The 23,967-nt window shown below is 60.6% G+C and carries 15 protein-coding genes and 1 tRNA gene; 11 read left to right on the forward strand and 5 right to left on the reverse strand.

The features are described from left to right. Positions 1-38: 38 nt before the first annotated feature. From ACB035_RS18870 to ACB035_RS18885, 4 genes are all read left to right on the forward strand, one after another. Positions 39-115 (forward strand) — tRNA-Pro (locus tag ACB035_RS18870). Positions 116-331: 216 nt separating this feature from the next. Further along, positions 332-763 (forward strand): hypothetical protein, encoded by a 432-nt coding sequence (locus ACB035_RS18875; protein ID WP_042053201.1) that lies wholly within the window; start codon positions 332-334, stop codon positions 761-763. Positions 764-967: 204 nt separating this feature from the next. After that, positions 968-2,227, forward strand: a complete 1,260-nt coding sequence (locus ACB035_RS18880) for a dicarboxylate/amino acid:cation symporter (RefSeq protein WP_005334018.1) — start codon at positions 968-970, stop codon at positions 2,225-2,227. Positions 2,228-2,331: 104 nt separating this feature from the next. Further along, a complete protein-coding gene (locus ACB035_RS18885) occupies positions 2,332-3,951 on the forward strand; it encodes a methyl-accepting chemotaxis protein (protein WP_371167909.1) in 1,620 nt (539 codons plus the stop codon). Between the two features lie 63 nt (positions 3,952-4,014). Here ACB035_RS18885 and ACB035_RS18890 read toward each other — a convergent pair whose 3' ends face one another. Beyond that, positions 4,015-4,617, reverse strand: coding sequence for a DUF924 family protein (locus ACB035_RS18890; RefSeq protein WP_371167910.1), 603 nt, complete (start codon positions 4,615-4,617; stop codon positions 4,015-4,017). Between the two features lie 250 nt (positions 4,618-4,867). On the opposite strand from ACB035_RS18890, the gene ACB035_RS18895 reads away from it, so the two are divergent. Together ACB035_RS18895 and ACB035_RS18900 are read left to right on the forward strand one after the other, a co-directional pair. Further along, positions 4,868-5,788, forward strand: coding sequence for a DUF808 domain-containing protein (locus ACB035_RS18895; RefSeq protein WP_202004806.1), 921 nt, complete (start codon positions 4,868-4,870; stop codon positions 5,786-5,788). A 123-nt stretch (positions 5,789-5,911) separates the two neighbouring features. Beyond that, positions 5,912-7,708 (forward strand): M3 family oligoendopeptidase, encoded by a 1,797-nt coding sequence (locus ACB035_RS18900; protein ID WP_371167911.1) that lies wholly within the window; start codon positions 5,912-5,914, stop codon positions 7,706-7,708. A 63-nt stretch (positions 7,709-7,771) separates the two neighbouring features. Here ACB035_RS18900 and ACB035_RS18905 read toward each other — a convergent pair whose 3' ends face one another. Further along, entirely contained in the window at positions 7,772-9,178 is a 1,407-nt protein-coding gene (locus tag ACB035_RS18905) for a nucleobase:cation symporter-2 family protein (protein WP_005353050.1), read from the reverse strand. A gap of 505 nt (positions 9,179-9,683) precedes the next feature. Here ACB035_RS18905 and ycfP point away from each other — a divergent pair. Together ycfP and ACB035_RS18915 are read left to right on the forward strand one after the other, a co-directional pair. Continuing rightward, positions 9,684-10,223: an alpha/beta hydrolase YcfP gene (gene ycfP, locus ACB035_RS18910; protein WP_005334000.1), complete on the forward strand. Its 540-nt coding sequence runs from the start codon at positions 9,684-9,686 to the stop codon at positions 10,221-10,223. A gap of 74 nt (positions 10,224-10,297) precedes the next feature. Beyond that, on the forward strand, positions 10,298-11,590 hold the full coding sequence (locus tag ACB035_RS18915; RefSeq protein ID WP_005333998.1) for an NAD(P)/FAD-dependent oxidoreductase: 1,293 nt from the start codon (positions 10,298-10,300) through the stop codon (positions 11,588-11,590). An 84-nt stretch (positions 11,591-11,674) separates the two neighbouring features. Here the strand turns inward: ACB035_RS18915 and ACB035_RS18920 are convergent, their stop codons facing one another. The 3 genes from ACB035_RS18920 to ACB035_RS18930 all read right to left on the reverse strand — a co-directional run bounded on the left by ACB035_RS18920 (position 11,675) and on the right by ACB035_RS18930 (position 16,204). Next, entirely contained in the window at positions 11,675-12,316 is a 642-nt protein-coding gene (locus tag ACB035_RS18920) for an energy-coupling factor ABC transporter permease (RefSeq protein ID WP_371167912.1), read from the reverse strand. Between the two features lie 88 nt (positions 12,317-12,404). Then, positions 12,405-13,202: a pyruvate formate lyase 1-activating protein gene (gene pflA / locus ACB035_RS18925; RefSeq protein WP_080768686.1), complete on the reverse strand. Its 798-nt coding sequence runs from the start codon at positions 13,200-13,202 to the stop codon at positions 12,405-12,407. 65 nt (positions 13,203-13,267) lie between these two features. After that, positions 13,268-16,204 (reverse strand): EAL domain-containing protein, encoded by a 2,937-nt coding sequence (locus ACB035_RS18930; protein WP_371167913.1) that lies wholly within the window; start codon positions 16,202-16,204, stop codon positions 13,268-13,270. 135 nt (positions 16,205-16,339) lie between these two features. On the opposite strand from ACB035_RS18930, the gene ACB035_RS18935 reads away from it, so the two are divergent. From ACB035_RS18935 to ACB035_RS18945, 3 genes are all read left to right on the forward strand, one after another. Continuing rightward, on the forward strand, positions 16,340-18,028 hold the full coding sequence (locus ACB035_RS18935; RefSeq protein ID WP_371167914.1) for an FAD-dependent oxidoreductase: 1,689 nt from the start codon (positions 16,340-16,342) through the stop codon (positions 18,026-18,028). Between the two features lie 215 nt (positions 18,029-18,243). After that, positions 18,244-18,903: a DedA family protein gene (locus tag ACB035_RS18940; protein ID WP_236302421.1), complete on the forward strand. Its 660-nt coding sequence runs from the start codon at positions 18,244-18,246 to the stop codon at positions 18,901-18,903. Positions 18,904-19,068: 165 nt separating this feature from the next. Next, positions 19,069-23,952, forward strand: coding sequence for an alpha-2-macroglobulin (locus tag ACB035_RS18945; protein ID WP_371167915.1), 4,884 nt, complete (start codon positions 19,069-19,071; stop codon positions 23,950-23,952). The last annotated feature ends 15 nt before the right edge of the window (positions 23,953-23,967 follow it).

The following is a 23,967-nucleotide window of genomic DNA, read 5'->3' on the forward strand; positions in this document are numbered from 1 at the left end:
TCCATAAACTCTGCCCCCGTCAGCCGAGCTGACTCCGTCGGTGTGTAGCGCAGCCAGGTAGCGCATCTGCATGGGGTGTAGAGGGTCGGAGGTTCGAATCCTCTCACACCGACCAAATTCCCCGGTAAAGGCCTTGTCAAACGACAAGGCCTTTTCTTTTGCCTGCGATTTGCCGCACAGGCGCGAAGCCAGTGGTGATGCGTGCCGGTCGATGTTGACGTGAGTCGATTGTGCAGCCACCGCGCTTTATGGTGTAGTAACGACTCTGTTGCTCATTTGCCTGGCGAGGCCTCTCGTGTCTGCATCCGTATCTAAACCCTGTTGTCTGCTGATGCTCACCCTGCTTCTGGTGGGCTGCGCCACCCCTTATGAGAGTGAAAAGTCGTTCTGGAATGGCCAGACCGGTTTCTCCCAGACCCGGCTTGGCCCGGACAAGTGGCAGTTGGAGTTTGTCGGCAACGATCTGGTGGACAGGGAGACCGCCCGCAAATATGTGCTCAAGCGGGCAGGGGAGCTGGCACTGGCAGAGGGTTACTCCTGGCTCAAGGTCGATGAGCTGACCATTAACCGCGATGCCGTCAGGGTGACCACATCACGGCCGATCTTCGGCTTTGACGAGGATGAGCCGGATCTCTTTATGGCCCAGATGCAGGTGCAGCATACCATCTCGGCGCTGCTCACTTTTCGCATGTTGCCACGGGCACTCGATGAGCGAACTCTGGATGCGAAATATCTCGCCGAAATCAAAATAAACAGTGATTAATATTGGTGGTTTGCAAGATCCATATCACATACACCTAATGGCAGGATAAAATTCTGGATAAAGCCTCTAGATTTACCCCCTGCTTTTAGGCATTCTCCCAGCATACCAGCCGCCAGGAATCAACGGCTCGGATCACAAAAACGGACTGTAGTGGCTCCCACGCCACTGTTTACGGCTTGCACCAATCAAAACCGGGACTCCCCCATGAAAATGAATAAACTGACGGTCGCCATCCTCATCTCCATGATGTTTGGCATCCTCACCGGCCAGGGCTATCGGATGTTTGCCGCAGATCAGGCTGCGGATTTCGCCAATAACATCACGATCCTGACCGATATCTTCCTGCGCCTGATCAAGATGATCATCGCTCCCCTGGTCTTCACTACCCTGGTGGTCGGTATCGCCAAGATGGGCGACACCCGCACCGTGGGGCGTATCGGTGCCAAGACCCTCGGCTGGTTCATGCTGGCCTCTCTGATGTCCCTGAGCCTGGGTCTGGTGATGGTGACCCTGATGCAGCCGGGTGTGGGTCTTTCACTCTCCCTGCCTAATGACACCGCCAGCTCGGGCATTGCTGCAGGTGCCATTACCCTGAAAGATTTTGTGACCCACGCCATCCCCAAGAGCGTGGTCGAGGCGATGGCCACCAACGAGATCCTGCAGATCGTGGTCTTCTCCCTCTTCTTCGGTCTGGCTGCCGCCGCGCTCGGCGATCTGGCCAAGCCGGTAGTGGTGCTGATGGCCAGTGCTGCCGAGATCATGCTGAAAGTGACCGGTTATGTGATGAACTTTGCGCCGTTCGCGGTGTTTGGCGCCATCGCCGCCATGGTGGCCAAAGAGGGGCTGGGTATTCTGGTTACCTACGGCAGCTTTATGGCCCAGTTCTATATCGCGCTGGCCTGCCTCTGGCTGCTGCTGATCGCCATGGGCAGCGTCTTCCTGCGTGGCCGTGTCATCAAGCTGCTGGCGATGATCCGCGAACCCATCCTGCTCGCCTTCTCGACCGCCAGCTCCGAAGCGGCCTATCCGAAGACCCTGGATCGTCTGGAGAAGTTCGGTTGTGACAAGCGCATCGCCAGCTTCGTGCTGCCGATGGGGTACTCCTTCAACCTCGACGGCTCCATGATGTACTGCACCTTCGCGGTGATGTTCATCGCCCAGGCGTATGGCATCGAGCTCTCCATGGCCCAGCAGATCACCATGCTGCTGCTGTTGATGGTCACTTCCAAGGGGATGGCCGGGGTACCGCGTGCCTCTCTGGTTGTTATTGCCGCCACCCTGAACCAGTTCCATATTCCGGAAGCGGGCATCCTGCTGCTGCTGGGGATCGACCACTTCCTCGACATGGGCCGCTCTGCCACCAACGTGCTGGGCAACGCCATCGCCGCCAGCGTGGTTGCCAAGACCGAAGACAGTCTGGGTGAAACTGTCGCGCTGGGTGAGAGTGAGCCAGCCAAGGCCTGATCACAACGCTATGAAAAATAAACAACAACGGCCCGCCAATGCGGGCCGTTGTTGTTTATGGCTCGTCTACACTGCTAGATAGTTTTCATCTGGAGTGTACGGTTATGAACATTGCTCGTCGGCTTCAACTGATAGCGCTGCTGGTTATGCTGGCGCTTGTTTTCCTCAGCTGGTTCAGTATCAACCGCCTTGGGGCTGGCAATCGAGACTTGAGCTATGTGACGGACAATACGGTGCCCAGTATTGCGCTGATCAAGGAGGTGCAGGCTGCATTTTATGAGCTGCACTCCCGGGTTCAAAGCCATATTCTCAATACCGATGATGGCAAGATGCAGCAGATAGAAGCCGATATAGCCGAGCATCGCAAACAGATCAATTCGCAACTGGAGAAATATAAAGCAGAGATGCTCTCCAATGACGAAGACCGGCGCCTGACCGACGATGATCAGCGCATTATTGCGCAATATTATCAGGAGATAGACAAGGTTCTGCAGCTCTCCAGACAAAACAAGAACGATGAAGCGCGAGACATGTTGGCGGGAGAAGCCACCAGAGTGTTCCAGCAGTTTGCCAAGGCAATCGAGCTTCACGTCAACTTCAATATGGATTTGGGACTGGCGCTCAAGAAGCAGGGCCAGGAGAATTATGACAACAGCCTGCAAACCCTGTTGTTTATCGCCGGTGGTGCCACCGTACTGACGATGGGGCTGTTTGTCTGGTTGTTCAATCAGGTGGCCAATCCCCTTCGCACCGCCATGGATACCCTGACCCGGATCCAGCGTGACCTCAACTTTACCCTGAGAGCAGATGTGAAACAGCAGGATGAGATTGGCCTGACCCTCAATGCGGTCAACCGGCTGCTCGATACGCTGCAACAGACATTTACCGAATTTTCCGTCGGCAGCTTGCAGATCAAGAGCACTGCCGAATCCCTCTCTCAGGCAGCGCAACACCTGGCCAGCTCGGCTAATCAGGCCAATGATGCCACCAGTCTGATCGCCGCCGGTGTGGAAGAGATGACGGTCAGCATCACAGATATCTCCCAGCGCACTCAGGAGACGAGCCGCATCACCAACGAGTCGGGGCAACTGGCGACCGAGGGAGGCCGGACCATCGAGCGCACCGTTCATGCCATCAACGAGATCGCCGACTCGATCCGGCAGGCCTCGGCCGAGGTCATTGCGCTGGGTGAGGGCATTTCGCGCATTGGCGGTGTGGTCAACGTGATCCGTGATGTGGCGGGGCAGACCAACTTGCTGGCCTTGAACGCGGCCATTGAAGCGGCGAGGGCCGGGGAGTCCGGCCGTGGCTTTGCGGTGGTGGCGGATGAGGTGCGCAAACTGGCTGAGCGCACAGCCCAATCCACTCAGGAGATCTCCGCCACGGTAGAGGCGATCCAGCAGGAGTCGAACAATACGGTCTCCCGCATGCATCTGGTGGAGGAGAAGGTGAGCCAGGGGGTCACCATGGCGACAGAGAGTGGCACCATTATTGCCGAGATCCGCAGTGCGTCGCACCGGGTGATGGAGCAGGTGGGCGAGATCACCAATGCCATCCGCGAGCAAAGCTCGGCCGCCGAGTCGATCGCCCATCAGGTAGAGCAGATTGCTCAGGTCGTGCAGCAGACCAGCAGCACAGCGGAAGAGACCTCAGCCGCAGCCGAGGAGCTCAATGTCACCACCGAGAGCATCCACCAGCAGATATCCCGCTACCGCATTCAGTAACGCCGACGGTTGTTATCCATCTGCTATCCCCGCCAGCTGGCGGGGATTTTTTATATGACCTGCTTAGAAGCCTGAGCCCGGTTGCTGCAAAAATGCCGCCTCTTCCGGTGTGCTGGTGCGACCCAGAATGTCGTTGCGGTGGGGGAAGCGGCCAAAGCGTTCGATGATCACCTGATGGCGGCGGGCAAAGTCGGCAAAGCCCGCGAAGGTCGCCTGCGCCGGTGTGCCAGCCTGCTCGGCAGCCAGTGCCTCGAACAGGGCCACACTTCGGGCTTGTTGTTCGCGGGATTCGGCATGCTCCAGCGGCAGATAGAAGAAGACCCGCTCCAGTGGCGAGAGGGATTTGTCCGCCCCGATGGATAGCCCTTTCAGGCAGAGATCCCTTGCCAGCGGATCCTGGGCAAAGGCCGCAGGCGTGCCGCGATGGATATTGCGGGGCAGCTGGTCGAGCAGCAGGATCAGCGCCAGCCGACCGCTGGGAGTATCGGCCCAGTGGGCGAGGCTGCCCTCGGCTGCGGCCTCTGCCAGCTCGCCAAAGCGGCTGGCCAGCAGGGCATCCGTTTCGCTGCTTTTCCCCCACCAGAGGGGGGCTTGCCGCGTGGCCCGCAGGACATCATCGGCTTCGTCGCCAAACCAGAAATCGAGCAGAGGTTGCCAGGGTTGCATGGGAACTCCTTGAGGTGATTCAGAGGGAACCAGGAACAAATGGCTCAGGGGTGCTGCCGAAACGGCGGCTTCTCGTTACACTGTGCCATCTTTTGCCCTAAAGACGTAACCCCCGATGGTGAGCGCCGGATTCTTGGCGCGACCGATGATGGCCTGCGATCGCCATGAGGTGGTCCTGTTGACCCTAGTGGTTATAGGGACGTACACCTCTCTCCCGGGGTTGTTCTCACAGATATAAGGAATCTTTGATATGGCCGGAACGAGTTTGTTGGCCCTGCTCGATGATATCGCCAGCGTGCTTGATGACGTAGCGCTGATGACCAAGATGGCGGCGAAGAAGACTGCCGGGGTGTTGGGGGATGATCTCGCCCTCAACGCGGAGCAGGTTTCCGGGGTGCGTGCCGAGCGGGAGCTGCCGGTGGTGTGGGCGGTGGCCAAGGGTTCATTTCGCAACAAGCTGATTCTGGTGCCCGCCGCCATCGCCATCAGTGCCCTGGTGCCCTGGCTTATCACGCCGCTTTTGATGCTGGGGGGCGCCTATCTCTGCTTTGAGGGGGCCGAGAAGCTGGCCCACAAGTTCCTGCCCCATGAAGCGAGTGAGGGTGAGGCACACACAGCTCCTATTCCCGATGATCTGGTGGCCTTCGAGCAGCAGAAGGTAAAAGGGGCGATTCGCACCGATTTTATTCTCTCAGCCGAGATCATCGTCATCGCCCTTGGCACGGTACAGGGAGCAAGCCTCGCGCTGCAGCTCTCGGTGGTCGCTGGCATCGCCCTGCTGATGACCATCGGGGTCTACGGGTTGGTGGGGCTGATCGTCAAGCTCGATGACATCGGTCTGCATCTGCTGCAAAAGCCCGATGGCAGCGCCCTGCGCCGCGCGGTGGGGCAGGGACTGTTGGTGACGGCTCCTCGTCTGATGCGCCTGCTGGCACTGGTCGGCACCATCGCCATGTTTATGGTGGGCGGCGGCATTCTGGTGCATGGCTGGCCCTTTGCTCATCACCTGATTGAAGGCGCAGCCGCTGTTGTCGCCACCCTGCCCACAGTAGGGGCCGTACTGGCGGCGGTGACGCCGACGCTGCTCAACGCCGTGGCCGGTGTGGTAGCGGGTCTGCTGCTGGTTGCCGTGATGACGCTGGTGAGCCGTCTTGCCCCGGCCAAGGGATAAGCGAGCTTGCGGGCCATGTTCTCTTTTTTCCTCTCTTCATTTTTTGGCCCTCGGGTTGCCCGGTTTCGGACTTGCTGCCCGCAGGTCTGTTGCGCCTCCCGATAAAGGCCTTTGCGAGAAGTTATGTATCAACAACAGTGGAATAACGACCATATCTACCCGGGCCTCGACAGCCCTGAGCTGGAAGCGGACAAGCACGCCGCCCGCCACGCGCTGGAAGAGCTGGCCAGCTATATGGCAGGTCTGGACGGGGTGCGCGACGATGACGCTGCGCTGCTGGATTTCTTGCGGGAAGTGCGGCTGCGCGCCCGTGATATTCGCCATATCGGCTGGAACGTCGCCATTCTGGCCGCGTGCCGCGGCAGTCAGGATGCGCGGGATCCGCAGGCCAAACAGCTGGCGTCCCGTGCCCGCGCCCTTAATGCCGATCTGTTCAAGACGCTCGCGCCGGTGGAAGATCTGATGCTGGCGTTGCCGGAAGAGGAATTCGCCGCGCTGATGGCGGATCCGCTGCTCGGTGAAGAGGCGTACCGCCTGCGCCACGAGCGTCGTTTGCAGGATCAGCGCTTGCCGGTGGAGGCGGAGCAACTGGTGATCGGTCTGGGCACCGATGGCCTGCACGCCTGGGGCAACCTCTACAACGATCTGGTGGGCAAGATCCGCTTGATCATTGATGGCCGCGAGATGGGGCTGGCCGAGGCGAGCAATCTGCTCTCCAGTCCGGTGCGTGCCCTGCGCCTTGAGGCGTTCGATGCCATCAGCGCCGGTTGGGAAGGTGAGCAGGAGACGGTTGCCGCTATCCTCAATGCCCTCAACGGCTGGCGGCTGGAGCTGGCCCGTCAGCGCGGCAAAACCCGTGTGCTCGATGCGCTGGATCTCTCCTGCCACCAGAGCCATATCGAGCGTGCCACCCTCGATGCCCTGATGAGCGAAACCTGGCGAGCCCGTGGGTTAGGCCAGCGGGCGCTGGAGCTGATGGCCGAGCGCCTTGGTCTCGACGATCTGGGGCCGGAGGATCTCTTTGCGCCGCCGCCTGCTTCCAGCAGCCGCGACATTCCTTTTGATGAGGCGATCGAGTTGATTGCCGATGCCTTTAGCCGTTTCGATCCCGAGATGGGGGCATTTGCCCGCATGATGGCCGAGAAGGGGTGGATTGATGCTGCGCCCACGCCAAATCGCCGCACCGGCGCCTACTGCACCAAGTTTGCCGAACCGGTCGAACCGCGGGTCTTCGTTACCTATGCCGGCACCATGGACAATGTCATTACGCTGGCCCATGAGCTGGGTCACGCCTGGCACAACTGGGTGATCCGCGATCTGCCGATGAGTCAGCGCAGCTACCCCATGACGCTGGCGGAGACCGCCTCCATCTTCGCCGAAACTCTGGTGCGCAGCGCCCTGTTCGAGCAGGCGCAAAGCCCGGAAGAGCAGCTGGTCATCGCCTGGGCCGAGGCCGACGGCGCGGCCACCTTCCTGGTCAATATCCCGGCTCGCTTCGATTTCGAGCAGGCCTTGGTGGCCGAGCGGGCGCAGGGTTATGTGTCGGCAGAGCGGCTCAAGGCGTTGACCGACGAGGCGTGGGGGCGTTGGTATGAGGGGAGCCTGACCCGCTATCACCCCATGTTCTGGGCGGCAAAGGCGCACTTCTCCATCGCCGGGTTTGGCTTTTACAACTACCCCTATCTGTTCGGTTATCTGTTCAGCCTCGGGGTCTATCAGCAGTTGATGAGCCGCAAGGCGGCGGGGGAAGAGGGGGTCGCTGAGGCGTATCGCGCCTTGTTGCGCGATACCGGCCGGATGAGCGCCGAAGATCTGGTTGCCAAGCATCTGGGGCAGGATATCCGTGAGGCCGCCTTCTGGCAGGGGAGTCTGGCACAAGTAGCGCAGGCGATAGAACGCTTCGCGCAGTTGCCTGCCTGATTGGGTCAGCGGTGATATGAACAACAGGCCCCCGGACAGTCTCGCTGTCCGGGGGCCTGTTTGTTATGCCTGCTCTTGTTGCGGTTTGATGGGACCAACGAACAGAGGACGGGTCTGGTGAGTCAGGTCAGGCTGATAGCCGTTGAAGAAGAGGTTGAGCAGTACCGAACTGATGGTGGCCAACAGAATACCGCTATGAAAAAGCGGTTGTAGCTGCGCCGGAAGTTGTTGGAAAAAATTCCCGGAGACCGTCGGGATCATGCCAATTCCGAGACTGATGGCGACGATATAGAGGTTGTGACGGTTGCTGTTGTAATCGGTGCGCGCCAGGATGCGAATACCGGTGGCCAGCACCATACCGAACATGACGATACCGGCGCCCCCCAGCACGAAGGGCGGTATGGAGGCGACCAGCACCGACATCTTGGGGATGAGGCCAAAGGCGAGCAGGATCCCCCCCGACATCACACAGACCCAGCGACTCGATACTCCGGTCACGCTCACCAGACCGATATTCTGGGAGAAGGAGGTATGGGGGAAGCTGTTGAATATCCCACCAATAATGGTGCCGATGCCATCTACTCGCAGCCCGCGCACGATATCACCGCGCCTGGCCGGATGGCCGACGATGTCGCCAAGGGCCAGAAACATCCCCATCGACTCGATAAAGGTGATGAGCATGATCACCGTCAGGGTGGCGATGGAGATGGGATCGAAGGTGGGCCAGCCGAAGGCGAAGGGCACTATGGGGGCAAACCAGGCTGCCTCGCCGAGGCCATCGAGGCTTACTTCGCCCATGGCGATGGCCACCACGAAACCGAAGATGATCCCGAGCAGCACCGAGATATTGCTGAAAAAGCCCTTGGTGAAGCGGGTCACCAGCAGGATAAAGACGAGCACCAGAAAGCTGGTGCCGATATAGCGCAGGCTGCCATATTCCGGATTGCCCTTCCCCCCTGCCATCCAGTCGATCCCCACCTGCATGATGCTGATCCCGATGGAGGTGATAACCACCCCGGTCACTACGGTGGGGAAGAGCGGCATCAGCCGACCTATCAGCGGCACCAGCAGGGTCGAGATGATACCGGCGGCGATGGTGGCGCCGAAGATGCCTGTCAGCCCCAGATCCGGGTTGGCTCCGATGGCCAGCATGGGCATCACGGCGGCAAAGGTGACCGACATGATGACCGGGAGCCGGATCCCGGCAAAGCGGCCAATCCCGACACATTGCAGCAGGGTGACGATGCCGCAACAGAAGAGGTCCGAACTGATAAGGTAGGAGATTTGATCCTTGGGCAGCCCCAGACTGCCGCCAATCACCAATGGCACCGCCACGGCGCCGGCGTACATCACCAGCACATGTTGCAGGCCCAGGGTAAATAGTTGGCCCATGGGGAGCATGCGCTCCACTTCATCCACCGGGCGCTTGCGCGCACCCGGTCGGGGGGAGGGGGGATTGGTCTCGTTCATGAACAGATCACTCCTTGAAGCCCGCGCAACTGCTACAGGCAAGATAGTGAAAGCCGCAGCTTTCCCGGTCATTGATCTCGTGTATTGACAGAGGTGCCAGATCCCTCGGCAGTAGTGAGAGGGATCCGGTGCAGCACGGGTCAGTGCACAAAACATGCACAACGCCACTCACGAGAGAAAACGTTTGGCGATAACGCCTTGTTTTTGCGGGATGAGTCACATACCGGCCAGATAAGTGCCCGGCTGCTGGCAGGGGAAGGAGGTGAGGGCATCTCAGATTGGTAAGGGGTTTATCATTATTGGTCTGGCGATCTCACTTTGATAGCCAGGCACCAGAGCGTTGCTCGCAATGCGCCCCTCTGCATGTGACGGCGCTCGCGGGCCGCGGGGCGCAATCGGGGGCGGGGGCGTGATCCAAAGCAAGAAAGTTGGATGTTTTGGTGGCGCACGGGGCCGCCGCTGGGGTAGTTTCGATAAAACCGACACAGATCCTGAGGTCTTATCCATGATCATCTATCTGCATGGCTTTGATGCCACCAGCCCAGGCAATCACGAGAAAGTGCTGCAGTTGCAGTTTATTGATGATGATGTGCGTTTCGTGCACTACAGCACGGTTCACCCCCGTCATGATATGAGCCATCTGCTCAAGGAAGTGAAAAAACAGCTCGATATGAGTACCGATCCCAAACCGCTGATCTGCGGCGTGGGTCTTGGTGGCTACTGGAGCGAGCGGATCGGCTTTCTGTGCGGCATTCGCCAGGTGATCTTCAACCCCAACCTCCATCCGGAAGAGAACATGCAGGGCAAGATCGACCGGCCGGAAGAATATGACGATATCGGTACCAAGTGTGTAACTGAATTTCGTAAGAAAAATTCAGGAAACTGCCTGTGTATCCTTTCCGTTCAGGATGAAGTGCGCGATAATCGGGACACTGAACGTGAATTGAAGAACTATTACGACATCGTGTGGGATGAGCGCGAGACTCATAAGTTCAAAAATATCTCGCATCATCTGCAGCGGATGAAGGCCTTCAAAGAAGCCTGATCCATCACGTCGACCGATTTCGTTTTAGGGAGCCAATGGCTCCCTTTCGTTTTGAGGAACCGAGGAAAATCATCATGATGAATATTGTCGTTGTAGGCGGCGGCGCCGGTGGCCTGGAGCTGGCCACCAGTCTGGGTCGTAAGCTTGGCAAGAAGAACAAGGCCAAGATCACTCTGGTCGATCGCAACCGCACCCACCTGTGGAAACCCCTGCTGCACGAAGTGGCCACCGGCTCCATGGACGCGGGCATCGATGCTCTGAGCTACCAATCTCACGCCAAGAACCACGGTTTCGACTTCCAGCTCGGCACCCTGACCGACATCAAGCGTGACGATAAACGCATCGTGCTGGCCCCGATCCACGACGACAATGGCGACATCGTGGTCAACGAGCGCGAGCTGCCCTACGACTATCTGGTGATGGCCATCGGTTCTGTCTCCAACGACTTCAACACCAAAGGCATCAAGGATAACTGTATTTTCCTCGATAGCCCCTCCCAGGCGCACCGTTTCCATAACAGCATGATGAACCGCTTCCTGCAGTTCGCCACCGAATATAAGCCGGGCGACAAGGTGAAGATTGCCATCGTCGGCGGCGGCGCAACCGGCGTCGAGCTCTCTGCCGAGCTCTACAACGCGGTCGAGCAGCTCTACGCCTACGGCTTCAAGAACCTCACCACCGACAGCCTGAAGGTGACCTTGGTGGAAGCGGGCCCGCGTATTCTGCCGGCCCTGCCGGAGCGCATCAGCGGCGCCGCTCATCAGGAGCTGGTCAAGCTGGGTGTGGATGTGCGTACCGCCACCATGATCACCGAAGCGACCAGCGATGGTCTGCACACCAAGGATGGCGAGCTGATTGAAGCTGACCTGATGGTGTGGGCTGCCGGTATCAAGGCACCTGACTTTATGAAGGATATCGCTGGTCTTGAGACCAACCGCATCAACCAGCTGGTGGTGAAAGAGACCCTGCAGACTACCCGTGATGAGAACATCTTCGTTATCGGTGACTGCGCCGCCTGCCCGCAGCCGGATGGCAAGTTCGTGCCGCCGCGCGCCCAGTCTGCCCACCAGATGGCCAGCCAGGCGTTCAAGAACATCCTGGCCAAGATGAACGGCGGCGAGATGAAGCCCTACCTCTACCACGACCACGGTTCGCTGGTCTCCCTCAGCCGCTTCTCCACCGTGGGCAGCCTGATGGGCAACCTGATGCGCGGCTCCATGATGGTGGAAGGTTACATCGCCCGTCTGGTTTACATCTCTCTCTACCGGATGCATCAGATCGCCCTGCACGGCTACGTCAAGACCGGCCTCATCATGCTGGTGGGTCGCATCAACCGGGTACTGCGCCCGACCCTGAAGCTGCACTAAGCTGGGATTTGGCACCATGTTGAATACCAAAAGGAGAGGCGATGGCCTCTCCTTTTTTATGGGCGCAGATCAGGAAAGAGGGAGCTACTTGCCCAGATAGGTGCGGTCGAAGAAGGTATTGACCCAGTGAGGGCGGTAGATGGCCAGCACCGTCATCGCCATGCCGTTGAGCATGGCTTCGGGGAACAGCAGCAGTGGCCAGATGGAGAGGTAATCTGCCGTGATGGTGTGCCAGGGGTAGCTGTCACTTAGCCCCATCAGCAACGCGCTGGCGGCCACCTTGACCGAGATGGTGATGGCGCCGCCGAGAAAGGCGGCAACGAAGATATAGACAAAGAGATGGCGCGGCAGCCAGGCCCAGCTGGCCAGAAACAGCAGCCAGCTGGTGGCCACCGGCAGGGCGATGCCAACCAGCGCTTGCCAGCCAAAATCGGCCAGATTGGTGACGCCGAAGTAACCGAGCACCAGCAGGGTCAGGCAAGGGGCGAGCAGTGCCAGCCGCCAGCCAAGCAGCAGGGTGAGGGAGGTGAGCCCGAGAAAATGGACCTCCAGCCCCTCATGCAGACCGGCCCTTAGATACCAGAGCGGCACCAGCGCGATGGCACTACCCAGCAACAGGTGCTGATAGAGGGGGTTGTCATGGAGGGTTTGCCACAGAGAGCGGCGCAGGCTGAAGGCCAGCAGTACCAGCCAGATCAGGAGGGCGGCGAGTTGTCCTTCACTCATCTTGTCGTCCATTCATGCAGTAGAGTCCGGGCGGCCTTCCCGACCGCCCCATAGCAGAGCAGGCTGACGAATCAGCCTGCTTTTACCATCAATATTTGACGTTGTTGTGGTACTTGCCGAGGATGCCCTTGACCCGTTCCATGGTCTCCTTGCTGGGGGGTTTGATCCCGCTCAGCTCGTACGGGTCGCCCAGTACGTCCCACTTGTGTTTGCCGAGCTCATGGTAGGGGAGCAGCTCCACCTTCTCCACGCTATCGCCCAGTTCGGCGATAAACTGGCCCAGCCCTTCGGCGCTCTCGTCGTCGTCGCTCCAGGTCGGTACCACCACGTAGCGGATCCACATGGTCTTGCCTTTGGCTGCCAGATAGCGGGCAAACTCCAGGGTGTATCTGTTGCTGACGTGGGTCAGCGGAATGTGTTTCTCGTCATTGATCTGTTTGATGTCGAGCAGCACCAGATCGGTCTGGTCGAGCAGCTTGTCCACCTGTTCGTCGAGATGACGGACGAAGCCGTTGGTGTCGAGACAGGTGTGGATCCCTTTCTCTTTGCAGGCGGTAAAGAGTTCGGTAATGAAAGCCGGTTGCAGCATGGCTTCACCGCCGGACGCTGTCACGCCACCGCCGGAGGCATTCATGAAGTGGCGATAGCTGGTGATGTCACTCATCAACTCCGGTACGGTCACTTCGCGGCCACCTTCGGTATCCCAGGTATCGCGGTTGTGGCAGTACTTGCAGCGCATCAGGCAGCCTTGCATGAATACGATAAAGCGTATTCCCGGGCCATCGACAGTGCCGCAGGTTTCGACGGAATGGATCCGGCCAACGGTGCCGTGAGCTCCGGCTGGCTGGCTGATTTCAACGGCAGGGATCCGATTAATGACAGACATAAACAACTCCAACGATTCGAGCAGGCCGTTATTTTATTACATAAACCCCTATTGATCCTACACCTTTAGTCCGGCGCCCGGCTGCCAAGCAGCTGCTCCAGCCCCTTGACGGTGAGCGGCCGACTGGTGAGAAACCCTTGATAATGCTGGCATCCCAGTGCTTTGAGGATGGCCAGCTGCGCCTCCTCTTCCACCCCTTCGGCGGTGACGGTAAAACGAAAGACCTGGGCCAGATCGAGTATCGCCTTGACGATGGCTCTGTCCTGTTCGCTGTGTACCAGGGTCTGAATGAAGCTTCTGTCCAGCTTCACCTCATCGGCGGGCAGATCCCGCAGATAGGCCAGCGACGAGTAGCCGGTACCGAAGTCATCGATGGAGATGAGGATGCCGAGCTCCTTGAGCTGGCGCATTCTGGCAATACTCTCCTGCCGATTCTCCAATACTACCGATTCGGTCACCTCCAGCAGCAGGCGGGAGGGGGGCACACCGGTGTCGCGCAAGATGTACTCCACCTGTTGTACGAAGCCCTGGGTGTGGAACTGGCGGGCACTGACGTTGACCGACAGATGGGGGATCTGCAGGCCACGGTTGAGCCAGAAGCTGTATTGGGCGCAGGCGGTCTTCATCACCCAGTAGCCGATCTCGAGGATCAGGCTGGTCTCTTCGGCGATGGGGATAAACTCCCCGGGTGGCACCATGGTGCCGTCGCTGCGCTGCCAGCGCAGCAGCGCCTCGATACCCGACAGCGAGCCATTGTCGACCCGGTATTGCGGTTGGTAGTGGAGTTGCAGCTCGTGATGACGCAGGGCATCGCGCAGTTCATTGGTAAGGGTCAGCCGGTTCTTCTCATGCTGGGCCATCGCCTCGGTAAAGAAGACGTAGTGGCCCTGACCGGCGCGCTTGGCCATGTGGGTTGCGGTGTCGGCCTGTTGCATCAGGACCAGATGATCCGTCTCGTTGCCGGAGAAGAGGCTGATCCCCACCGAGGCGCTGCAGTGCAGTTTGTGATCGCCGATGTCGAACGGGGTGCGAAACAGCCCCATCAGCTCACGGGCGAAGTGCTCTGCCAGAATTTTGGCGGTGACTTCCCCTTGTCCCAGCTGGGTAAAGAGCAGGGCAAACTCATCCCCCGAGATGCGCGCCTGCACCAGATTGTCCTGGGGCAGCTCCCTGAAACGCTGTACCACGGCCTGCAGCAGCAGATCGCCGCAGGCGTGACCGAGAGAGTCGTTGATCGACTTGAAGTTGTCGAGATCCACCAGCAGCAGGGCGCCCCACTGGCCGTTGGTGGCGCTCAGGGTCTGCTGCAAAATATGGTTGAGGCTGCGGCGGTTGTGCAGACCGCAGAGATCGTCGTAGTAGGCGAGCTGCTCGATATGTCTGGCCGCCTCTTTTTCCTGGGTGATGTCGTAGAAGCTGCAGATAAAGTGGCTGAGCTCCCCCTGCTCATCCTTGACGCCGTTCACCATCAAGCGCACCGGAAAGAGGTGCCCATCCTTGTGCAGACAGCGCTCTTCACCGAGCCAGAACTCCTGCTCGTTGACGGTGCGGCTGACATCTTCCTTGAGATGATCCCCGTAGTAGGTGGGACGCAGCTTGCGAATGGAGTGACCGATCACCTCTACCTCGCCAAATCCGGTGATCCGGCTGAAGGAGTGGTTGACCTTGAGGATGATGCCGTTGTGATCCATCACGATCAGCCCATCGTGGGTATTGAAGGCCACTTCCGCCAGCCGTAGGGCATCGTCGGTGGCGAGGCGCTTGAGCTCGATGGCGGCCCGCTCGTGCTGGCTGCTCAATAGATCCAGAAGCTGTTCGGGCTCCTCAAGGGGGGTATCGAGCAGCAGGGTGATCTGGCCAATGGGGGCGCCGCTTTGACCATGGAGCGGAATGCCGATGTAGGCGCTGGCATTGAGGGCGAGCAGCCGGGTCGCCTTGGGATAGCGCACGGGCAGATCTTCCACATAGATGGCCTGACCATGCTGGAACAGCTCCTGAGCGGGGCCGGGGTCGAGCTGGATGGGCTTGAGGGTGGAGCAGATCTCCTCGTTGATGACGCAGCGGGGGATGATCCAGAGATCCTGACCGCGGGGCTGGAACTCGCCGATCCAGCCCACCCGGGCACCGCTGGCGCTCATGGCCCAGTTTACCAGCGTCTTGCAGTAGTCGATGCCGGTCTGCTGGTGCAGCTCGGGCGGGAGGGCCAGCTCGGCGCGGTGCTCTTCCGGTTGCGGCTGCCAGTGGCCGAGCAGCTGGGCACTGCTGCGCACCAGTTGCAACATCTCCTCGCTAAGCGGGGTGGGATCGAGATACTCCAGACTCAGCACCCCGAACAGCTTGTCCTGCTCCAGCAGGGCACCATCGAGGCGTGAGCGCACACCGGCACTGGTCAGATAGAGGTGATTGCTCAGCATCGGCTGGTGGGCGGCCTCCGAGAAGCTCAACGCTTTGCGGGTACGCAGGGCGCGGATATAGCGGCTGTCACCACGAATGGGGTAGATCGCCTCGACCCCCAGGGTGAACACCGGGGTGAGTTGCTCGCTGCCGAGATCGCCGTTGGCCTGATAGTGCCAGAGGATGAGCCGATCGGCCCCCAAGCTCTCTTTAAGGGCCTCGAGCAGGGGCGCATACTGTTGCTGGCTCGCCATCTGGCTGAGGCGCGGCAGTTGCAATGCCAGATCGGCGATGGGCTCCTGGCGAAGGTTCTGCAGACAGATGAGCCAAAAGCCATCCTGCTCGTGAGCGAGGGCGATATGCCACAACTGGCTGGCAAAGCGCACGGTGATCTTGCCGCCATGGCCGTTGGCCAGCAGTTGTTCGATGGGCAGGCGCAGGGCATCGGGCAGCTGGGCAGGCCAGGGGGCACGCGGTTCGTCGAGCCAGTAGAGCGGGGTTTGCATCACGTCGGTCAGGGCGACCAGCCGTTGACTGCGCAGATCCAGACGGAAAAAGAGCGGCGTCTGGAGGGCAGGAGGAAGATGACTGAGTGCGGTAGACGACATGAACAAACAACATCCTGTTAAGCAACCGTCGGGGTTGCAAGAATACTGCAAAATGGTGTGAAACAAAATTTCATTGAATTCTAAATTAGAAAAGTCTAATTTATTGCCCATTATCATGTATGAGGAGTCTTGCAGATGAAACGGATCCTGATTATCGGTGGTGTCGCGGGGGGCGCATCGGCGGCGGCTCGTGCTCGTCGTTTGAGTGAAGAGGCAGAGATCGTGATGTTCGAGCGGGGCGAGTTTGTCAGCTTCGCCAACTGCGGTCTGCCCTATCACATCGGGGGCGATATCCCCGACCGGGATGCCTTGCTGCTGCAGACTCCCCAGAGTTTCAAGCGCCGTTTCAGCGTCGATGTGCGGGTCTTCCACGATGTGATTGAGATCGACAAGGCGGGCAAGACCTTGCTGGTGCGCAACCTGCAAACCGGTGAAGAGCAGCGCGAGCATTACGATGTGCTGCTGCTGAGCCCGGGGGCTGCGCCGATCCGTCCTCCCTTCCCCGGTATCGACAGCCCCCATGTCTATACCCTGCGCAACATCCCGGACATGGATCGCATTCTGGCGGCCCTGCATCACGATCAGCCGCGCCACGTTACCGTGGTGGGCGGCGGCTTTATCGGGCTGGAGATGATGGAGGCGCTGCATCAGCGCAAGCTGGATGTCACCCTGCTGGAGTTGGCCGATCAGGTGATGGCGCCGGTGGACAAGGAGATGGCCAACATGCTCCATGCCCGCATCCGGGAAGAGGGGATCGACCTGCGCCTGCGCACCGGCCTCACCGCCATCGAGAGTCTGGATCTGCCTGCCGAGAAGACCTCCGCCGTACCGACCGCCAAAAGCGGTGGCCTGCGCCTGACCCTCAATGACGGTTCCCATCTTGATACCGGCCTGCTGATCCTCGCCATCGGCGTCAAGCCGGAAACACTGCTCGCCGCCAAGGCGGGGCTGGCGCTGGGCCCACGGGGCGGCATCAAGGTCGATGCCGGGATGCGTACCTCGGATCCCTTCATCTACGCGGTGGGGGATGCGGTGGAAGAGATAGACTTCGTCACCGGCGAATCTGTGCTGATCCCGCTGGCGGGCCCGGCCAACCGGCAGGGGCGCATCGCCGCCGACAATATGCTGGGCCGAAGCGAAACCTACAAGAAGACGCAAGGGACAGCCATCTGCAAACTGTTCGATCTGGCGGTGGCCAGCACTGGCCTCAACGAGAAGCGACTGGTGCAACTGGGATTGCCGTTCGAGAAGGTCTATGTCCATCCGGGCAGCCACGCCGGTTACTACCCGGGTGCCCATCCGGTCAGCCTCAAGCTGCTGTTTGCCCCGGATGGCAAGATTTACGGTGCCCAGGCCATCGGCAAGGATGGCATCGACAAGCGCATCGACGTGCTGGCGGTGGCCCAGCGCGCCGGTCTCACCGTGTTTGACCTGCAGGATCTGGAGCTTACCTATGCGCCGCCCTTTGGCTCGGCCAAAGATGTGATCAACATGGCGGGCTTTGTGGCAAGCAACCATCTGAAAGGGGACACCCTGCTCTGCCACGTGGCCGAGGTGCAGGCTCGTAACCCCCATCAGCTGGTGGTGGATGTGCGCAATGGCCCGGAGCTCGACAAGCTGGGCCGCATTCCGGGGGCGCTGCATATCCCCCTTGACGAGTTGCGTGGTCGCCTCCATGAGTTGCCCAAAGAGAAAGAGCTGCTTATCAGCTGTCAGGTCGGGCTGCGCGGCCATGTCGCCTGCCGCTTGCTGAGTCAGCACGGCTTTAAAGTGAAGAATCTCTCCGGCGGCTTCAAAACCTGGCAGATGGCCACCGCCGAGTAACCGTTTTATTTCTGTGCCTGTTTGCCCCTCTCCCTTGTGCGTGCAAGATGAGGGGTTTTTTGTTTCTGCTTTTCGCCCTTCTTGCATTCCCCTCGTTGCAGCAATATTTCGACACACTTTATTTCCTGTGCCGGACAAAATTAACGTTTTGTTCAGGGGATGGGTGCTATAACCCCTGCCTCGTTCATGATGAACCGTGTAGTAGGGAGAGTGACATGCTGGATATGCTGATGGCCATTTGGCATCAGGATTTTGACGCCCTGGTTCAGATGCAGGCGGTACCCCTGCTGATCAGTTGCCTGATGCTGGTACTGCTGCTGGAGTCCGCATTCGTCTTCCTGCCCCTGCCGGGGGACAGCCTGGTACTGCTGGCCGGTGGGTTGGTGGGCATGGGGGTATTTGGCCCCGAAGTGACTCTTGTCTATCTGCCGTTGGCTGCTGGCATAGGTTCCGTGCTCGCCTACTGGCAGGGACGGGCCCTGCAGCGCACCCGCTTTATGGATCATATCGAACGGATGTTGCCTCCCGACAGCCTGCCCAAGGCGACCCAGCTGCTTAAAAAGTACGGTTTTCTGGCGATGTTCTCCTCCCGTTTTATCCCGTTCGTGCGGGTGCTGACTCCCATGCTGATGGGGATTGGCCGCCTGAGCGTGCTGCGGATGTGCGTGGCCAGCTTTGCCAGTGCCTTTATGTGGGCGCTCTGCCTCAGTTTGGTGGGCAAGCTGGCGATGAATACCCCCTTCTTCCTCCACCACAGCGAACTGTTGACCCGGGCCCTGCTGATTACCTCGCTGGTGCTGTTTCTGGCGGCCGTCATGGCCATCCTGTTTCGCTGGTTCAAAGGCGGAGCAAAAAACGAGACCAGCCACGACTAGATGACAACCCTTGCCGCACTGGATCAGTGGGCAAGGGGGTTCTCGTGCTGCAGGGGCGCGGAATTGTGCCCATTCGGGTAATGAGCTTTGTGTCGGGTGAGCAGGATGCCTTATCCTGTTTCCAGCCACGCTGCGTTTGCAGCGCTCCAACTCGGGATGGAACCTATGCGCCTCTTCGACTCTCCCTCTGCTTCTCACCGCTCTACCGCTGGAACCGGCGCTCTGCGCCGCCGCTGGTCAACCCTGCTGCTTTGCGGGGTGGTCGGTTTGCTGTCTGGCTGCGGCCCTGACAAGCCCGCAAGCCAAGTACCGACCACAGAATCCACTGCGCAGCAGGAGGCCGGGGCGCCAACTTCTGTAGTGCAGGCCAATGCCCGCCAATATCGCGATGGCCCGGCGCTGGCGCTGGTCTTCTCCGGCCCCCTGTCGCCCAAGGCCAATTGGCAGAGCTGGCTCGGGGTCAGTGAGGGGGGCAAGCAGGTGCAGGGGGAGTGGATCCTGGCCGACGATGGTCGCACCCTCTATTTCCCGAACGTTCAGCCCGACAAGAGCTATGAAGTGAGCCTCAAGGCGGGGCTGGGCCCATCCCCCCAGAGCTGGACCCTCAAGACCCGCCCGCTGGAGGCGGGAGCCTCCTTTACCGCCAGCGGCATGGTATTGCCGCTGCGTCAGGAACTTCGCCTGCCCATCAGCGCGGTCAACGTGGATGAGGTCAATATCGATTTCTTTCGGGTCGATGCGGAATATCTGCCCCGTTTTCTGGCGGAATATCGCCCCGGTGCCGGCATGGGGAACTGGGAGCTTGAGCAGATCACCAAGCGGGCCAAGCGGGTATTCAGCGGCCGCTATGCGCTGGAGCTTGATGCCAACCGGCGCGAGACCCGCCTCATCAATGTGAAGGAGCCGCAGTTGGCGGAGGCTGGCGTCTACTTTGCGGTGATGTCGCCCCTTGGCAACTACGACTGGCGCAAGGAGACCACTTATTTCGCGGTGAGCGACATGGGGCTCAGTGCCCGTCGTTACAGCGATCAGCTGGAGGTGTTCGTGAGCTCCCTGGCCAGCGCCGACCCGCTCAAGGATGTGCAGCTCTCCCTGCTCGATGAGAAGGGCAACCGGTTGCAGGTGCAAACCACCGATCCGCAGGGCCATCGCCGCTTTGATCAGGTGCAGGGGGCTCGCTTGCTGCTGGCCGAACAGGGCAACCATCTGGCGGTGCTGCGCCTCGATGGGGCTGCGCTCGATCTCTCCACCTTCGATCTCGGCACCCAGCCCTGGCAGGCCCAGCAGCTATATCTGTTCAGCGGGCGCGACCTCTATCGCCCCGGCGAGCGGCTCGACAGCGAGATCCTGCTCAAGGGGCAGGATGGCCAGCTGCTGCCGGGGATGGCGGTGGAACTGGAGGTGAAACAGCCGGATGGTCAGCTGCTCGAACAGAAGCGGCTGCTGCCGGACAATTTGGGCGCGGCCCATTACGGCTTGCGTCTGCCGGACGATGCGCCGCTCGGGCGCTGGACCATCAACCTCAAGACCGCCGCCGGCAGCCGCTTCGAGTGGCCTTTCCTGGTGGAGGAGTTTTTGCCGGAACGGCTGAAACTGCAGCTTGGCAAGGGGCCAGATGGGGAAGTCACGAGTCTGGACGCTGCCCTGACGCTGCCACTGCAAGGGGACTATCTCTACGGCGCGCCGGCGAGCGCCACCAAGGCGAAGGCGGAGGTAAAGATCAGCCGCGCCACCATGCCCTTTACCCAGTGGCAGGAGTTCACTCTGGGTGACGTGCTGCTTGCCGAGCAGGCCAAGGATCTCGAGGCGCGCAGTCTCACCCTCGATGCGCAGGGGCAGGGGACTTTTTCGTTAGCTGATGAGCTCGATGGGGTGCGCGGTCTCGGGCCGTTGGAGGTGGCCTATCGGGTGTCGCTCTCCGAGCCCGGTGGCCGCGCCGTCAATCGCAGCCGCACCCAGTATGGCTGGCCCGCGGGCAGCCAGTGGCCGGCACTCAAGGCCGATTTCGTGGCGGATCGGGTGGAAGGGGGCAAGCAGCTCCCCTTCCAGATCCTCAACCTCGATGAGCAAGGTCAACCGGTGGCGGGGGCGGTGAAGGTGCGCCTTATCAACGAGTACCGCGACTACTACTGGCACTACGCCGATGGCGAGGGGTGGAAGTACGAGTTCAACAGCCAGCCTTATCTGGAGCAGGAGCAGACCCTGCAGCTGGATGGCAAGGGGCCGACTCCGTTCACGCTGCAACTGGCGGCGGGCTGGTATCGGTTGGAAGTGGAGAATAGTCAGGGCCATCAATCGAGCCTGCGGGTTGAGATCGGCAGTTACGCCTGGGGCGGCGGTGGCGAGCAGGCGCGGCCTGACAAGATTGCCATCACCCTCGACAAGCGCGCCTATCAGGCGGGCGACAAGGCTAAAGTGACGCTGGTGGCGCCGCGCCCCGGCAAGGGGTTGCTTATGGTGGAAGATGGCGACGGCCTGCGCTGGTGGCAGCGTATCGAGCTCAAGGGAGCCGGTGGCGATGCCAAGGATGCCCGCGGCGAGTTCGAGATCCCGGTCAGTCCCGAGTGGCAGCGCCATGACTTGCATATCTCGGCCCAGATCGCCGCGCCAGACAGCGCCTCCAAGCCGGTCAGTAGCCAGCAAGGGCAGAGCCTGCGCTCGGTCGGACTGGTGCCGCTCACGCTGGATCGGGAAGCGCGCCGTCTGCCGCTCACCCTGAGCGCGCCTGATAAAGCGGTGCCGCTCACCCGGCTGGAGGTGACCGCTACCTCCACCCCCAACAGTCAGGGGCGCGTGGTATTGGCCGCGGTGGATCGGGGCGTGCTCAATATCAGCGACTACCAGCCGCTCGACCCGTTCGAGATCTTCTTTGGTCGCAAGCGCTTCGCACAAGATTTGTTCGACAACTACGGTCAGGTGATCCCGCCGCAAGATGGCAAGCTGGCCCGCCTCAACTATGGGGGCGATCGGGCGCCACTGAAAAAGGGCGGTGCGCTGGAGAGCAGGGTCGAAGTAGCCGCGCTCTGGAGCGGCGAGGTGAGTTTTGACCAGCAGGGTAAAGCGGTGATCCCGCTCGATTTACCCAACTTCAACGGCGAGCTGGCGCTGATGGCGCTGGCCTGGAACGAACAACAGGTCGGTGAGGCCGAGCGCGCCATCAAGGTAGTGGCGCCCTTGGTGGCGGAAATTGGCTGGCCGCGCTTTGGCGCCAGAGGCGATGAGACCCAGGCGCTGGTGCAGCTGCGCAACATGAGCGGCGAGGATCAGACCCTCTCCCTTGCCTGGACCCTCAATGGCGGGCTCAAGGCAAACGGCGAGCTGCCCGGCACCCTTTCCCTTAAAAACGGCGAGGAGCAGTGGCTGACCCTGCCGCTCACCGTGACCGGGGCGAGCGGCGTGGCGAGCCTGCAGTTGGCGGCCAGCGGCAAGGATTTTGCCATCAGCCGCGACTGGACTTTGCCGCTGCGCTCCCCTTGGCCGGCCGAGACTCGCCAGCGTTACCAGATGCTGGCTCCCGGCCAGCAGATGAGCTTTGCGTCAGCTGAGCTGGTCGGGCTGGATCGCGCCAACCTCCAGGGGCTGCTCAGCCTCTCCGGCACTCCCCCCTGGGATCCGGCAGCCCAGTGGCAGGCGCTGGCTGACTACCCCTACGCCTGTCTGGAGCAGACCTTGTCGCGGGCCTGGCCTTACTTGCTGACCACGGCCGATGAGCGGGCCGCCTGGAGCAAACCCGCAGAGGGCAAGAAAGCGGCGAGTGAGGCGGATGTGCAGCGCGCCCTGCTGCAACGGCTGCAGCGGTTGCAACTGCCAAGCGGTGGCTTTGGCCTGTGGGATGGTCGCTCCGACGAGGAGCAGTGGCTCACCGCTTATGCCGCCGACTACCTGCTGGCGCGCAAGGAGGCGGGCGACGCAGTGCCGGAGGCAATGCTCAATCAGGCGCTGAACCGGCTGCAAAGCTATCTCACCGACAGCCAGTATGGCGAGCGCTGGAGCAGTGCACCCGAGCACAGCCGACTTGCCTATCAGGCTTACAGTGCCTATGTGTTGGCCCGGGTGGGCAAGGCGCCGCTCGCTACCCTGCGCCTTATCTGGGAGCAGCAGGCTGATCACGCTCGCTCCGGTTTGCCGCTCTTGCACCTCTCGCTGGCGCTCTCGACCATGGGGGATGAGCAGAATGCCGCCAAGGCCCTCAGCCGGGCATTGGTGACCGAGCGTGGTGACGACTATCTCGGGGATTACGGTTCGCAGTTACGCGATGGAGCCCTCGAGCTCTCCTTGCTACGCCAGCACAAGCTGGCTGCGGAGCGCTGGCCTGATCTCAGCGCCAAGGTGGCCGACACCCTGGCTCACCGTCAGTGGCTCAGCACTCAGGAGCGGCTCGCCCTGTTGCGACTCGCCCGCGTCGATCCGGCCGTCGACTGGCAGGCCAAGGTAACTTCCTCTCTTGGCAGTGGATCCCTGATCGGTTCGGCTCCGCTACAGCAGGGCACCCCCGAGGCGCTGGCGGCGAGCGCCGTCACTAACGAGGGCAAGGGCTCGCTCTATGTGCAGCGCACCTTGATCGGTTACCCCGAGCAGGCTCCTACCCGGTTGAGTCAGGGGATAAGCGTGACCCGCAGCTGGTTCAACAGCGATGGTCAACCGTTCGATCCCGCCAAGGTGAAGGTGGGCGATCTGGTGGTGGTGCGGCTCAATGTCAGCAGTGAATCGGCGGTGCCCGATGCCCTGCTGGTGGAGATGGTGCCCGCCGGCTTCGAGCTGGAGAACCCGGCCCTTGGCAACAGCATCAAGCTGGAAGAGCTCTCCATCGAGGGGAAACCGGCGTGGCAGAGCGAGTGGAACGATTATCTCAAGCATCAGGAGTTTCGCGATGACCGCTACACGGCAGCGCTGGATCTGAGCGAGGGGAGCAACCAGCAACTGGTCTACCTGATGCGGGCGGTGACGCCGGGTCGCTATCAGGTGCCGCCGACCCAGGTGGAGGATATGTACCGCCCCGAACTGCGTGCCGTGGGTGAGGATATCCATGAGGTGATCATCTCTGAGTAACATTCCCTCCCTTGA

The organism is Aeromonas sp. S12(2024) (assembly GCF_041402305.1).
Classification (GTDB): Bacteria; Pseudomonadota; Gammaproteobacteria; order Enterobacterales; family Aeromonadaceae; genus Aeromonas; species Aeromonas veronii.